4 protein-coding genes are annotated in these 15,685 nt (G+C 77.6%); 3 read left to right on the forward strand and 1 reads right to left on the reverse strand.

The genetic code is table 11. The features are described 5' to 3' along the window. The first annotated feature begins 72 nt into the window (after positions 1-72). Genes AB0L34_RS15120 through AB0L34_RS15130 form a run of 3 tightly spaced genes read left to right on the forward strand, consistent with a single transcriptional unit; the run spans position 73 to position 14,842 of the window. Positions 73-12,303, forward strand: coding sequence for an SDR family NAD(P)-dependent oxidoreductase (locus tag AB0L34_RS15120; protein ID WP_363705111.1), 12,231 nt, complete (start codon positions 73-75; stop codon positions 12,301-12,303). A gap of 34 nt (positions 12,304-12,337) precedes the next feature. After that, positions 12,338-13,930, forward strand: a complete 1,593-nt coding sequence (locus AB0L34_RS15125; RefSeq protein ID WP_363705112.1) for a bifunctional 3-(3-hydroxy-phenyl)propionate/3-hydroxycinnamic acid hydroxylase — start codon at positions 12,338-12,340, stop codon at positions 13,928-13,930. A 24-nt stretch (positions 13,931-13,954) separates the two neighbouring features. After that, complete coding sequence (locus AB0L34_RS15130; protein ID WP_363705113.1) at positions 13,955-14,842, forward strand: methyltransferase domain-containing protein; 888 nt, start codon at positions 13,955-13,957, stop codon at positions 14,840-14,842. Between the two features lie 76 nt (positions 14,843-14,918). Here AB0L34_RS15130 and AB0L34_RS15135 read toward each other — a convergent pair whose 3' ends face one another. After that, a complete protein-coding gene (locus AB0L34_RS15135; RefSeq protein WP_350928012.1) occupies positions 14,919-15,677 on the reverse strand; it encodes an alpha/beta fold hydrolase in 759 nt (252 codons plus the stop codon). Positions 15,678-15,685 lie beyond the last annotated feature (8 nt).

Here is a 15,685-nt window from a genome sequence, read left to right on the forward strand (position 1 = left end):
CTGCCCGCCCGGCTGGTCGGTACGACCGGCGGGCTGGTCCCGGCGGCCGGGCCCGCCGGGACCGACGAATCCGTGTCGGGCGGGCCGGACCAGGCCGCAGCCGCCGTCCGCGCCGACCTCGCCGCGTTCGACGCCGCCCACGACGGCGACGACCTCGTCCTGCTCGCCGGCCCGGCCGACCCGGCGCACCCCGCCTGGCGTGCGCCCGCCGGGACCGGCCCCGGCGACGCCGACGACGCCGAGTTGCGCCGCCGGCTGGCCGCGCTGACCACCGCCGAGGGCGACCGGCTCCTGCTCGGGCTGGTCCGCGCCGCCACCGCCGAGGTCGCCGGCCTGCCCGGCCCGGCGGCCGTCCGGCCGGGCCGCGCGTTCAAGGAACTCGGCTTCACCTCCGTCGCCGCCGTCGCGCTGCGCGACCGGCTGACCCGCGCCACCGGGGTACGGCTCTCCGCGACGGCCGCGTTCGACCACCCGAGCCCCGACGCCCTCGCGCGGCACCTCGCCGCCCGGCTGCGCGGCGCCGCCCCGGAGCCGGTGGCCGCCCCGGACGGGCCGGCCTGGTCCGCCGCCGACGACCCGGTCGTCATCGTGGCCATGGCCTGCCGGCTGCCCGGCGGGGTCGCCTCGCCCGAGGAGCTGTGGGACCTCGTCGACTCCGGGCGGGAGGGGCTGACCGGTTTCCCCACCGACCGGGGCTGGGACCTGGCCCACCTGTTCTCCGACGACCCCGACCAGCCCGGCACCTCGTACGTGCGGGTGGGCGGGTTCCTGCCCGACGCGGCGGACTTCGACGCCACCCTGTTCGCGATCAGCCCCCGCGAGGCGCTGGCCATGGACCCGCAGCAGCGGCTGCTGCTGGAGACGTCCTGGGAGCTGTTCGAGCGGGCCGGCATCGACCCGACCTCGCTGCGTGGCAGCGCCACCGGCGTGTTCGCGGGCGTCATGCACCACGACTACGCGGCGAACCTGCGCCAGGCCCCGCCCGGCACCGAGGGCTACCTCGGCGTGGGCACCGCCGGCAGCGTCGTCTCCGGGCGGGTCGCGTACGCGCTCGGCCTGGAGGGGCCCGCGGTCACCGTCGACACCGCCTGCTCGTCGTCGCTGGTGTCGCTGCACCTGGCCGCCCAGGCCCTGCGCGCCGGGGACTGCACCCTCGCCGTTGCCGGCGGCGTCGCGATCATGGGTACGCCGCAGGCGTTCGTCGAGTTCAGCCGGCAGCGCGGGCTGGCCCCGGACGGCCGGTGCAAGGCGTTCGCCGGGGCCGCCGACGGTACGGGCTGGTCCGAGGGCGTCGCCCTGCTGCTGCTGGAACGCCTTTCCGACGCACGCCGCCACGGGCACCCCGTGCTGGCCGTGGTGCGCGGCAGCGCCGTCAACCAGGACGGCGCGTCCAACGGGCTGACCGCCCCCAGCGGGCCGGCCCAGGAGCGGGTCATCCGCCGGGCGCTGGCCGCCGCCGGGCTCACCGCCGCCGACGTGGACGCCGTCGAGGCGCACGGCACCGGCACGAGGCTCGGCGACCCGATCGAGGCGCAGGCGCTGCTCGCCACGTACGGGGCGGGACGCGGCGACGCGGAGCCGCTGCGGCTCGGCTCGCTGAAGTCCAACCTCGGCCACACCCAGGCCGCCGCCGGGGCCGCCGCGGTGATCAAGATGGTGCTCGCCATGCGGCACGGGACGCTGCCGCGCACCCTGCACGTGGACGCCCCGACGTCCGAGGTGGACTGGTCGGCGGGCGGCGTCGAGCTGCTCACCGATTCCGTGCCGTGGCCCCGGACCGGCCGGCCACGTCGCGCCGGGATCTCCTCGTTCGGCATCAGCGGCACCAACGCCCACGTCATCGTCGAGGCCGCCCCCACCGAGGCGCGGGCCGTGGCGGGCCCCGCCGCCGACGCCGTGGCCAGCCGCGTCGCGGAGGCCGCACCCGCGGCCGGCCCGGAGGCCCGGCCGCCCGTGCCGTGGCCGCTGTCCGGGGCCACCGGCGAGGCGCTGCGCGACCAGGCCGCCCGCCTGCTCGCCTGGCTCGACGGGCCCGGGGCGGAGGCCGACCCCGCCGACGTCGGCCACGCGCTGGCCACCACCCGCGCCGCCCTGGAGCACCGGGCCGTGGTGCTGGCCGGCGACCCGGCCGCCGCCCGGGCCGGCCTGACCGCCCTCACCCGGGGCGAGGAGGAGCCCGCCACCGCCGCCCTGCTGACCGGCCGGGTCGTCGACGGGCAGCTCGGCCTGCTGTTCGGCGGGCAGGGCGGCCAGCGGCCCGGCATGGGCCGCGCGCTGCACGCCGCGTACCCCGTCTTCGCCGATGCCTTCGACGCCGCCTGCGCCGAACTCGACCGCTGCCTCGCCGGCCACGCCCCGCACCGGATCGCGGACGTGGTGTTCGCGACGGAGGGGACCGAGCCGGCCGGCCTGCTCGACCGGACCCTGTACACCCAGCCGGGCCTGTTCGCGTTCGAGGTGGCGCTGTACCGGCTGCTGGAGTCCTGGGGCGTACGCCCCGACGCCGTGGGCGGGCACTCCGTCGGCGAGCTGGCCGCCGCGCACGTCGCCGGGGTGTTCTCCCTCGCCGACGCGGCGGCCCTGGTCGCCGCCCGGGCCCGGCTCATGCAGCAGCTCCCGGACGGGGGCGCGATGGTCGCCGTCGAGGCCGACGAGGCGGAGGTGACCGGCCACCTGACCGACCGGGTGGGTCTCGCCGCCGTCAACGGCCCGACCAGCGTGGTCCTCTCCGGCGACACGGACGCCGTGCTGGCCGTCGCGGCCACCCTGCGCGCCGCCGGCCGGCGGACCAGCCGGCTACGGGTGTCGCACGCGTTCCACTCGCCGCGCATGGAGCCGATGCTCGAGGCGTTCCGCGCGGTCGCCGCCGGCCTCACCTACCGCGCCCCGCACCTGCCGATGGTGTCCAACCTGACCGGCGAGCCGGCCGACCCGGCCCGGCTCTGCTCGCCCGAGTACTGGGTGGCGCACGTCCGGGGCACCGTCCGCTTCCTCGACGGGGTGCGCGCCCTGCGCCGCCAGGGCGTCACCACGTTCCTGGAGGTCGGCCCGGCCGGCGTGCTCACCGCGATGGCCCAGGACTGCCTGGCCGCCGAGGCCGACGACCTGGCGTTCGTGCCCGCCGTGCGCGGCGTCGACGGCGAACCCGACGCGCTGCTCGCCGCCGTGGCTCGGCTGCACACGCGGGGCGTCGCCGTGGACCTGGCCGCCGTGGCCGGCCCCGGCCCGCACCGCCGCGTCGACCTGCCCACGTACGCGTTCCAGCGCCGGCACTACTGGCTGCCGTACTCGGCGGTGGCCGGCGGCCCCGCCGACGTCGGGCTGGCCGACGCCGGGCACCCGCTGCTCGGCGCGGTGCTGCCGGTCGCCGGCACCGGGCAGGTCGTCTGCACCGGCCGGGTCGCCGCGGCCACCCACCCGTGGCTGGCCCCGCCGGCCGACGGCGCGCCGCCGCTGCTGCCCGCCACCGCCCTGCTCGACGTGCTCACCCATCTCGGCGGGCTCCTCGACGCCCCGACCGTGGAGCGGCTGACCGTCCCCGCGCCGGTGCCGCTGCCCGCCGGGCTGGCCGTGGACGTGCAGGTCACCGTCGACGGGCCGGACGAGCACCTGCGCCGGCTGGCCCGCTGCCACGTCCGGGCCGGCGACGACCAGCCCTGGCGGGAGGTGGCCGAGGCGGTGCTCGCCCCGGCCGACCCGCAGGCCGCTCCGGCGCTCTCGCACGCCGGGCCGGCCCTCTCGCCCGCCGGCGCACCGGCAGGACCGGCCGGCGCCCCCTGGCCGCCCGCCGGGGCGCGCCCCGTGGACCTCGGCACGCCACAGCGCCGCGCGCTGGCCGGCGAGCTGGCCCGGGCCGCGTGGGTCGCCGGGGACCGGCTGTACGTGGACGTACGCCTGCCGGAGGACGCCCGCGACGCCGACGCCGAGCGGTACGGCGTACACCCGCTGGTGCTGGACGCGGCCCTGCGCCTGCTGCCGCTCGCCGACTTCCCGACCGCCGAGGCCGGTGCGACCGTCGCGCCCACCGACTGGTCGGGCGTCCGGGCCCACGCCGCCGGCGCGCACGCGCTGCGGGTCTGTCTCGCCCCCGCCGGGGCGGACGCGGTCGCGCTCAGCGCCGTCGACGACGCCGGCGCGCCCGTGCTGGACGCGGACCGGGTGGTGCTGCGGGCCGTCGACCTGCCCCCCGCCGAAGCCCCGGCCGCCGCCCCGGCACCCGCCGGCCTGTACGCCGTCGACTGGCTGCCCCCGGCCGCCCCGCCCGCGCCGGTGCCCGCCTGGACCCTCGCCGACGGCACGCCCCCGGACGGGCCGCTGCCGCCGCTGCTGGTGCTGCGGGTCGGCGACGGCGACCCCGGGCACGCCGTGCCCGAGCGGGCGCACGCCGTCGGGCTGGAGGTCCTCGGCCTGCTCCAGCGCTGGCTCGACGACCCCCGCGCGGAAACCACCCGGCTCGCCCTCGCCGTACGCGACGGCGACCCCGTGCACGCCCCGGTCGCCGGGCTGGTCAGGGTCGCCCAGGCCGAGCACCCCGACCGGTTCCTCCTGCTCACCCTCGACGCGGGCGACGACGCGGCCGTCCGCGCGGCCCTGGCCGCCGGCCCCGACGAGCCGGAGGTGGCCGTCCGCGACGGTCGTGCCCTGCTGCCCCGGCTCCGTCCGGTCGACCACCCCGCCGCGCCTCTCGGCCCGGCGGCGCCGCGCGCCGAGGCCGGCACCGCCCCCGGCGCGCCGCACCCGGCCCTCGCGGGCGGCACCGTGCTGGTCACCGGCGGCACCGGCGGCGTCGGCCGGCACGTCGCCACGCACCTCGCCCGCGCGCACGGCGTCGCCGAGCTGGTGCTGCTCAGCCGCACCGCGCGGCCCGCCGACTGGATGACCGAGCTGACCGACGCGGGGGTCACCGTCCGGCTGGTCGCCGCCGACGTCGCCGACCGGGCCGTCCTCGAAGCGGTCGTCGCCCCGCTGGCCGACCGGCTGGTCGCTGTCGTGCACGCCGCCGGGGCCACCGACGACGCGCTGCTCACCGGCCTGGACGCGGCCCGCTGGGAGCGGACCCTGCGGGCCAAGGTGCACGGCGCGTGGCACCTGCACGAGCTGACCGCCGGCCTCGACCTCGCCGCGTTCGTGCTGTTCTCCTCGGCCGCCGCCGTCTTCGGCAGCCCCGGCCAGGGCAACTACGCGGCCGGCAACGCGTTCCTCGACGGGCTCGCCGCGCACCGCCGTGCCGCCGGCCTGCCGGCCACCGCCCTGGCATGGGGCCTGTGGGCGGAAGAGGACGGCATGGCCGGCCGGCTCGGCCAGGCCGACCTGGCCCGCCTCGCCCGGGGCGGCACCCGCCCCCTCGACACCGCCGCCGGCCTGGCCCTCTTCGACGCCGCACTGCACGCCGACCGGCCCGCCCTCGTGCCGATCGGGCTGGACCTGGCCGCCGTCCGGGCCACCGGGGAGGCGCCCGCCCTGCTGCGGGCGCTGCTGCCCCCGCCGCCGCGCCGGGCCGTCAACCACGCGGAGGCCGCCGCGTCCGGGTCCGGGTTCGCCGACCGGCTGGCCGGGCTGGCCGAGCCCGAGCGCGCCGCCGTGCTGCTGGACCTGGTCCGCACCCGGTGCGCCACCGTCGTCGGGCACGCCGGCCCCGAGCAGGTCGAACCCCGCCGCCCGTTCAAGGAACTCGGCTTCGACTCCCTCATGGCGGTCGAGCTGAGCAACCGGCTCTCCGCCGCCACCGGCGTCCGGCTCGCGCCGCACGCCGTGTTCAACCACCCCACCCCGGAGGCGCTCGCCGCCCACCTGCACGCCCGGCTGCTCGGCACCGCCGCCACCGAGGTCGCCGACGCGACCACCGTCGCCCTGGACGAGCCGGTCGCCGTCGTCGCCATGGCGTGCCGGTTCCCCGGCGGCATCGGCTCCCCCGAGGAGCTGTGGCGGCTGCTCGACGCCGGCGCCGACGTCGTCGGCGACCTGCCCACCGACCGGGGCTGGCCCCTCGCCGACCTGTACGACCCGGTGCCCGGCACGCCCGGGAAGACGTACGTGCGCTCGGGCGGCTTCCTCACCGGGATCGCCGACTTCGACGCCGAGTTCTTCGGCATCAGCCCCCGCGAGGCCCTCGCCATGGACCCGCAGCACCGGCTGCTGCTGGAGACCTCCTGGGAGGCCCTGGAACGGGCCGGCATCGACCCGGGCGCGCTGCGCGGCAGCCGCACCGGCGTCTTCGCCGGCACCCACGGCCAGGACTACGCCGACCAGATCGCCCCCGGCGTCCCCTCCGACGACGGGGAGGTCACCGCCGACGAGGGGCACCTGCTCACCGGCACGGCCGGCAGCGTCCTGTCCGGCCGCGTCGCGTACGCCCTCGGGCTGGAAGGGCCCGCCGTCACCGTGGACACCGCCTGCTCGGCGTCCCTCGTCGCGCTGCACCTGGCCGTCCAGGCGCTGCGCCAGGGCGACTGCGACCTGGCCCTGGCCGGCGGCGTGTCCGTGCTGTCCAGCCCCGCCGGGCTGACCGGGTTCAGCCGCCAGCGCGGCCTCGCCGCCGACGGCCGGTGCAAGGCGTTCGCGGAGGAGGCCGACGGGTTCGGCATGTCCGAGGGCGTCGGCATGCTCGTCGTCGAACGGCTCTCCGACGCCCGCCGTCGCGGCCACCCCGTCCTCGCCGTGGTGCGCGGCACCGCCGTGAACCAGGACGGCGCGTCCAACGGGCTCACCGCCCCGAACGGCCCCTCCCAGGAGCGGGTGATCCGTGCCGCGCTCGGCGCCGCCCGGCTCACCCCCGCCGACGTGGACGTGGTCGAGGCGCACGGCACCGGCACCCCGCTCGGCGACCCGATCGAGGCCGAGGCGATCCTCGCCACGTACGGCCAGCGCCCCGCCGACGCCCCGCCCGTGCTGCTCGGCTCCGTCAAATCCAACCTCGGGCACACGCAGGCCGCGGCCGGTGTCGCCGGAGTGATCAAGATGGTGCTCGCCATGCGGCACGGCGTCCTGCCCCGCACCCTGCACGCCGAGCGGCGCACCTCCCGCGTGGACTGGGCCGCCGGGTCGGTCGAACTGCTCACCGAGGCCCGGCCGTGGCCCCACCAGGACCGGCCGGCGCGGGCCGGCGTGTCGTCGTTCGGCATCAGCGGCACCAACGCCCACGTCATCGTCGAGGCCGCCCCGGTCGACGAGCCCACCCCGGTCGACGAGCCACCCGCCGAGCCGGCCGAACCCGCCGCGCTGCCGTGGCTGCTGTCGGCCCGTACCCCCGAGGCACTGGCCGGGCAGGCCCGGCGGCTGCGCGCCCACCTCGCCGCGCACCCCGACCAGCGCCCCGTCGACGTGACCTGGTCGCTGGCCGCCACCCGGGCCGCGTTCGACGCCCGGGCCGTGCTCGTCGGCGCCGACCCCGAGCGGATCGCCGCCGCCCTCGACGCGCTCGCCGAGGGCCGGCCGGCCCCCGAGTTGGTACGCGGCGACGCCGGCCCGGCCGGTCGGTGCGTGTTCGTCTTCCCCGGCCAGGGCTCCCAGTGGCTCGGCATGGGGCTGGACCTGCTCGACCAGGCCCCCGTGTTCGCCGAGCGGATGGCCGCCTGCGACGCCGCGCTGCGGCCGCACCTGGACTGGTCGCTGCTGGACGTGCTGCGCCAGACCCCCGGCGCGCCGAGCCTCGACCAGGTCGACGTGGTGCAGCCCGCCCTGTTCGCCATGATGGTGTCGCTGGCCGAACTGTGGCGCTCGTACGGCGTGCAGCCGGCCGCCGTGGTCGGCCACTCGCAGGGCGAGATCGCCGCCGCCTGCGTCGCCGGGATCCTCTCCCTGCCCGACGCCGCCCGCGTCGTGGCGCTGCGCAGCCGCGCCATCCGGGCCCTCGCCGGGCACGGGGCGATGGCCTCGGTCGCGCTGCCCGCCGACATGGTCCGCGAGCGGGTCGCCCCGTACGGGGACCGGATCGCCGTGGCCGCCGTCAACGGCCCCGCCGCCGTGGTGGTCTCCGGCGAGGAGGCCGCCGTCGAGGAACTGCTCGCGAGCCTGGCCGCCGAGAACGCCCGGGTACGCCGCATCGCCGTGGACTACGCCTCCCACTCCGCGCACGTCGAACGCATCCGCGACGAACTGGCCGACGCCCTCGCCGGCATCACGCCCGGCCCGGCCGCCGTGCCGATGTTCTCCACCACCGACCTGCGCTGGGTCGACGGCACCGAGCTGGGCCCCGACTACTGGTACCGCAACCTGCGTCAGCCCGTCGAGCTGGAACGGGCCGTCCGGGCGCTGGCCGCCGAGGGCCACGACACGTACGTCGAGTGCAGCCCCCACCCGGTGCTCACCGTCGGCATCGAGGAGACCCTCGCCGACCACGACACCATCGTGGTCGGCTCGGTGCAGCGCGACCAGGGCGACCGGGCCCGGTTCCTGCTCTCCCTGGCCCAGCTGCACGTGGCCGGGGTGCCGGTGGACTGGCGGCCGGCCCTGGCCGGCGGGCGCCACGTCGACCTGCCCACGTACGCGTTCGCCCACCGCCGCTACTGGCCCCGCCCCGTCAGCGGCCCCGGCGACGTGGGCGCCGCCGGCCTCGACGCCGCCGGGCACCCGCTGCTCGGCGCGTCCGTGGCCCTCGCCGAGGCGAAGGGCCACCTGCTCACCGGCCGGCTCTCCGCCGCCGCCCAGCCGTGGCTGGCCGACCACCGGGTCATGGAGACCGTGCTCGTGCCCGGCACCGGCCTGGTCGAGCTGTGCCTGCGCGCCGGCGACGAGGTCGGCTGCCCCGGCCTCGACGAGCTGGTCATCGAGGCGCCGCTCGCCCTGCCCGCCGACGGGGCGACCCAGGTGCAGGTGGCCGTGGGGCCGGCCGGCGACGACGGCCGCCGCCCGGTGACCCTGCACTCCCGGCCCGCCGACGACCCGGCCGACGCCCCGTGGACCCGGCACGCCACCGCCACCCTGTCCACCGCCGACTCGCCGGCCGAGCCCGCGGACCTCGCCGCCTGGCCGCCGCCGCACGCCCGCGCCGTCGACCTGGCCGGCTTCTACGCCGGGCTCGCCGCCGACGGGTACGCGTACGGGCCCGCGTTCCAGGGGCTGCGCGCCGTGTGGACCAGCGGCGACGAGGTGTACGCCGAGGTGGAGCTGCCCCCGGCCGAGCGGGCCGACGCCGCCCGCTACGGGCTGCACCCGGCCCTGCTCGACGCCGCACTGCACGCCGCGCACTTCGGCGGCCTCGCCAAGGCCGGGGCGGGACGGCTGCTGCTGCCGTTCGCCTGGAACGGCGTCACCCTGCACGCCGCCGGCGCCACCGCGCTGCGCGTCCGCGTCACCCAGGTCGCGCCGCACGCCATCGCCCTGACCGTCGCCGACGCGGCCGGCGAGCCGGTCGCCGAGGTGGCGTCCCTGGCCATGCGCCCCATCTCCCGCGCCGAGCTCGGCGCCGAGGACGCGAGCATCCGCGACGCCCTGTTCCGCCTCGGCTGGCAGCCGCTGGCCGCCCCGGAGCCGGCCGGACCGGCCCGGGTCGTGGCGCTCGGCCCGGCCGTCGCGGGGCTCCCGCACCACCCCGACCTGACCGCCCTGGCCCGTGCGGTCGACGACGGCGCGCCCCCGCCGGACGCCGTCCTCGCCCCGCTCGGCGGTGCCCACCCCGCGCCGAACGGGCCGGACACGGGCGGCGCCGGGACTGCGGCCGGCACCGACCGGGCACGCGGCGTCGCCGCCGAGGCGCTCGTCCTCGTCCAGGGCTGGCTCGCCGACCCCCGCTGGGCGGAGATCCCGCTGGTCCTGCTCACCCGGGGCGCGGTCGGCGTGCACAGCCCCGCCGAGGTGACCGACCCGGACGCGGCGACCGCCTGGGGTCTGGTGCGCTCCGCGCAGTCCGAGCACCCCGACCGGTTCGTCCTGCTCGACGCCGACGCCGCGCCCACCGCCGCGGACCTCGCCGCCGTCCTCGCCGCCGGGGAGCCCCAGGTGGCGCTGCGCGGCGGCGCCCCGCACGCCCCCCGGCTGGCCCGCCGCGCCGACGCGCCGACGCTCACCCCGCCGGCCGGCGCGGACGCCTGGCGGCTGGACGTCCCGACGCGCGGCAGCCTGGAGAACCTCGCCCTCGTCGCCACCGACGCCGCCGACGCGCCGCTCGGCCCGCTGGACGTGCGGGTCCGGGTACGCGCCGCCGGCCTCAACTTCCGCGACGTGCTCAACGCGCTCGGCCTCTACCCGGGCGACCCCGGCCCGCCCGGCGGCGAGGCCGCCGGCGTGGTCACCGAGGTCGGGGCGGCCGTCACCGACCTGCGCCCCGGCGACCCGGTGCTCGGCGTCTTCGTCGGCTGCTTCGGCCCGGTCGCGGTCACCGACCGCCGGCTGCTCGTGCCGGTTCCCGCCGGCTGGACGTTCGCGCAGGCCGCCTCGGTGCCGGTGGTGTTCCTCACCGCGTACCACGGGCTGGTCAACCTGGCCCGGCTGCGGGCCGGCGAGTCCGTGCTGGTGCACGCCGCCGCCGGCGGCGTCGGCATGGCCGCCGTCCAGCTCGCCCGCCACCTCGGCGCCGACGTGTACGCCACCGCCAGCCCCGGCAAGTGGCCCGCCCTGCGGGCCATGGGCGTACCCGACGACCACCTCGCCTCGTCCCGCACCCTCGACTTCGAGGCGGCGTTCCTCGCCGCCACCGACGGACGCGGCGTCGACGTCGTGCTCGACTCCCTCGCCCGGGAGTTCGTCGACGCGTCGCTGCGGCTGCTGCCCCGCGGCGGCCGGTTCGTCGAGATGGGCAAGACCGACCTGCGCGACCCCGACCAGGTCGCCGCCGACCATCCCGGCGTCGCGTACCAGGCGTACGACCTGACCACCGTCGACCCCGACGAGATCCAGCGGATGCTCGTCGAGCTGATGGGCCTGTTCGCGGCCGGGACACTCACCCCGCTGCCGGTACGCGCCTGGGACGTCCGCCAGGCGCCCGACGCCTTCCGGTACGTCAGCCAGGCCCGGCACGTCGGCAAGGTCGTGCTCACCATGCCGGCCCGCTGGCAGCCCGACGGCACCGTCCTCGTCACCGGCGGCACCGGCCTGCTCGGCGGGCTCGTCGCCCGCCGCCTGGTCACCCGGCACGGGGTGCGCCACCTCCTGCTCGCCAGCCGCGGCGGCCCGGACGCCCCCGGCGCGGCCGAGCTGACCGGGGAGCTGACCGCCCTCGGCGCCACCGTCACCGTGGCCGCCGCCGACGTCGCCGACCGCGACGCCGTGGCCCGGCTGGTCGCCGCCGTCCCGGCCGAGCACCCGCTCACCGCCGTGGTCCACCTCGCCGGTGTCCTCGACGACGGCGTGGTCACCGCGCTCACCCCCGAGCGGATCGACACCGTGTTCCGGCCCAAGGTGGACGCCGCCCGCCATCTCGACGAGGCGACCCGCCACCTCGACCTCGCCGCGTTCGTGCTGTTCTCCTCCGGTGCCGGCGTGTTCGGCGTACCCGGGCAGGGCAACTACGCCGCCGCCAACGCGTACCTCGACGCGCTCGCCCACGCCCGCCGCGGCGCCGGCCTGCCCGCCCAGTCGTACGCGTGGGGCCTCTGGGAGCAGGCCAGCGCGATGACCGCCAAGCTGGACCGCACCGACCCCCGGATCACCGCCCGCGACGGCCAGCTCGCCATCCCCTCCGACCTCGGGATGGCCCTGTTCGACGCCGGGCTGGCCGCGCCCGAGGAACACCTGGTGCCCACCCGGGTCGACGTGGCCGCCCTCGCCGACCGGGCCGCCGTACCCGCACTCATGCGCGGCCTGGTGCGGCGCGAACGCCCCCGCGCCCGGTCGGCGGCGGCCGGCGGCGGCCCGGACCTCGCCGGCCGGCTCCGGGCGCTCACCGCCGCCGAGCAGTCGGCCCTGCTGCTCGACCTGGTCCGCGCCGAGGCGGCCACCGTGCTCGGCCACGCCAGCCCGGACGCCATCCGGCCCGGCCAGGCGTTCAACGAGATCGGCTTCGACTCGCTGACCGCCGTCGAGCTGCGCAACCGGCTCGCCGAGGCCACCGGCCACCGGCTGCCCGCGACGGTGATCTTCGACTACCCGGACCCGACCGCGCTGGCCGGCCACCTGCGCGCCCAGCTCGTCCCCGACGGCGGCGAGGCCGTCCCGGCGATCCTCACCGAGCTGGAGAGCCTGGAGCGGGCGCTGACCGAGACGGTGGTCGAGCCGGAGCTGCACACCCAGGTCGCCGCCCGGCTGGAGGTGCTGGTCGCCAAGTGGCGCACGATGCGCGGCGCGTCCGCCACCGACGACGACCTCGACCTCGACGACGCCAGCGACGACGAGATCTTCAGCCTGATCGACCAGGAACTCGGGCTCTGACGCGGGCCCGACGCGGACTACACGAGGGACGGCGATGACCGACGTACTGATCGTGGGCTACGGCCCGGTCGGGCAGGTGGCGGCGATCCTGCTCGCCCAGCGCGGCCTCACCGTACGGGTGGTGGAGAAGCACACCACCCCGTACAGCATGCCCCGGGCCGTGTCGTACGACGGCGAGGCCAGCCGCATCCTCGCCGCCTGCGGCCTGGCCGACGTGCTCGCGCCGGCCGCCGACGACCCGGTCACCGAGCTGTCCGGCGAGTACACCTGGAAGAACGGCTTCGGCCGGACCCTGCTGCACGTCAAGGTCGCCGAGGACGGCCCCGCCGGCTGGCCCGACTCCACCTCCTTCTACCAGCCCGGCCTGGAGGACCGCCTCGCCGAGCGGGGCGCCGCCCTGCCCGGCGTCGAGGTGCTGCGCGGGCTGGAGGTGACGGCGCTGGCCGACCACGGCGACCGGGTGGACGTCACCGCCGTCGACGCGGCCGGCGCCGAGCACTCCTTCACCGCCGGCTGGGTGCTCGGCTGCGACGGGGCGAACAGCTTCGTCCGCCGCTGGCTCGACGCGGGCGTCACCGACCTCGGCTTCACCCACGACTGGCTGGTCTGCGACGTCGTGCTCAACGAGCCGGTCGAGTTCAAGCCCAACAACCTGCAGATCTGCGACCCGGCCCGCCCCCGTACCGCCGTTTCCGCCGGACCCGGCCACCGCCGCTGGGAGTTCATGCGGGTGCCGGGGGAGACCCTGGAGGAGTTCCAGAGCCTCGACAGCGTGTGGCGGCTGCTCGGCCTGTTCGACATCACCCCCGCCACCGCCCGCCTCGACCGGTACGGCGTCTACACCACCCAGGCCTGCTACGCCGACCGGTGGCGCTCCGGCCGGGTCTTCCTCGCCGGGGACGCCGCCCACGTCATGCCCCCGTTCCTCGGCCAGGGCTTGAGCTCCGGTTTCCGCGACGCGGTCAACCTGGCCTGGAAGCTGGACCTCGTCCACCGGGGCCTCGCCGACCCGGCGCTGCTCGACACGTACGAGGTGGAGCGGCGGGCGCACGTGCAGCACGCCATCCGGATGTCCATCGACTCCGGCAAGGTGATCTGCGAGACCGATCCCAAGCAGGCCGCCGGCCGCGACTCGGTGATGCTCGCCGCGCTGCGCCGGCGTACCCAGCAGCGGCACGCCCGGTCGCTGCGCGAGGCCGTCGTCGACGGCGTGCTGCACCGAGCCGCCGACGGCGCGCCCGCCCCGCACGCCGGTGACCCCGCGCCCCAGGGCAGGGTGACCGCCGGCGGACGCACCGGACGCTTCGACGAGGTCGTCGGCACCGGCTTCGTGCTCCTCACCCGCGACGACCCGGCCCCCGGCCTCGACGTGGACCGGGCGGCGTTCCTCGACGTCCTCGACGCCCGCCGGGTCACCGTCCGCCCCGGCGACGCCGCCCCCGCCGCCGACGGAGACGTCGTCGACCTCGACGGCGTCCTCCTGACGTACCTGGACGGCGCGGCCGCCGATGCCGTGCTGATCCGGCCCGACTTCTACGTCTTCGGCGTGGCGGCGGGCCCCGACGGCCTGGCCGCCCTGGTGGACGACCTGCGCCAGCAGGTGTCCGCCCGGGCGCTGCAACCCTGACCACCACTGGAGAAGGAGCCCCACTTGCTGGAGAACATGCGCACCCTCGGCCGGCTCATCCGGACCCTGACCACCAAGGACCCGGTCACCCGCGTCCGTCGCTTCTACGAGATCCAGTCCCCGGGCGTGGAGTTCGCCGCCCGCACCACCCGCTACATGAACGTCGGGTACTGGGAGGAGGGCGTCACCAGCCTCGACGTGGCCGGCGAGGCGCTGGCCATGAAGCTCGCCGACGCCGCCGGCTTCAAGCCCGACGACACCGTCCTCGACGTCGGGTTCGGCTACGGCGACCAGGACTTCGCCTGGCTGCGGGACCGCCGGGTGGCCAAGGTGCACGGCATCAACGTCACCCCCCGGCACGTCGAGCACGCCCAGGCCCGCGCCCGCGAGGAGGGCCTCGCCGAGCAGGCCCAGTTCCAGGTCGGCACCGCCACCGCGCTGCCGTTCGAGGACAACACGTTCGACCGGGTGGTGGCCCTGGAGTCGGCGTTCCACTTCTACCCGCGCAGCGCCTTCTTCGCCGAGGCGTTCCGGGTGCTGAAGCCGGGGGGGACCCTCGCCACCGCCGACATCATCCCGCTGAGCAACGGCACCCCCCGGATGTCGATCAGCGCCGGCCCGCTCAGCTTCGTCAAGTTCAGCATCCCCGACGAGAACTGGCACGACCGGGCCGGCTACGCCGAGCAGTTGACCGCCGCCGGCTTCGTCAACGCCGACGTGCAGTCCATCCAGGACCGCACCTGGGAGGGCTGGCGGCAGTTCCAGGCCAGCCGGCCCAGCGACCCGGCCTTCCAGGCCGAGGTCGAGCGCAGCGCGGTCAAGGGCATGGCCAACCACTGGCGTGACGAGAAGCTGATCAAGAAGGAGCTGGCGCTGCTGGACTACGTCATCGCCGTCGGCCACAAGTCGTGACATGCCGCGGCCCCCGCCGCCCCGGGTCGTCCCGGGCGGCGGGGGCCGCGCCGTCTCCGCGTGCGCGTCCGCGCGGTCAGCCGACCGCCGTCCGGGCCAGGGCCGCCGAGATGGTACGCAGGATCGCCGCCTGGTGCTGGGCCAGGAAGAAGTGCCCGCCCGGGAAGACGTGCAGGTCGAACGCGCCCGTGGTGTGCTGCTCCCACGCCTTCGCCTCGTCGACCGTGGCCTTCGGGTCGTCGTCGCCGGTGAACACCGTCACCGGGCAGCTCAACGCCGGCCCCGGCGCGTACTCGTACGTCTCCGCCGCCCGGTAGTCGTTGCGGATCGCCGGCAGCGCCGCCCGCAGCAGCTCCGGGTCACCCAGCACGGCGGCGTTCGTGCCGCTCAGCTTCTTCATGTCGGCGAGCAGGCCCTCGTCGTCGAGCAGGTGCACCGTCTCGTGCCGGTGGCACGACGGCGCCCGCCGCCCGGACGGGAACAGGTGCGCCGCCGGCCGCCCCGTCTCCGCCTCCATCAGCCGTGCCACCTCGAAGCCCAGCGTCGCGCCCATGCTGTGCCCGAAGATCGCCAGCGGCTGGTCCAGCCACGGCTTCAGCACCCCGAACACCTGCCGGGCCAGTTCCGGAATCGTGCCGACGCACGGCTCGTGGCGGCGGTCCTGCCGCCCCGGGTACTGGATGGCGAGAACCTCCACGGCCGGCGACAGCGCCCGCGACACCGGGAAGTAGAAACTCGCGGACCCTCCGGCGTGCGGCAGGCACACCAGCCGCGGGGCTCCGGCCGGCGCCGGGTGGAACCGGCGGACCCACAGGCCGTTGTCTGAGTCGGTCATTCGTACAC

Origin of the sequence: Micromonospora sp. NPDC052213 (genome assembly GCF_040679695.1) — a bacterium.
Lineage (GTDB): Bacteria > Actinomycetota > Actinomycetes > Mycobacteriales > Micromonosporaceae > Micromonospora.

Coding starts and splice junctions, on each gene's coding strand:
- AB0L34_RS15125 (WP_363705112.1), top strand. CDS start 12,338: ATGACCGACGTACTGATCGTGGGCTACGGCCCGGTCGGGCAGGTGGCG.
- AB0L34_RS15135 (WP_350928012.1), bottom strand. CDS start 15,677: ATGACCGACTCAGACAACGGCCTGTGGGTCCGCCGGTTCCACCCGGCG.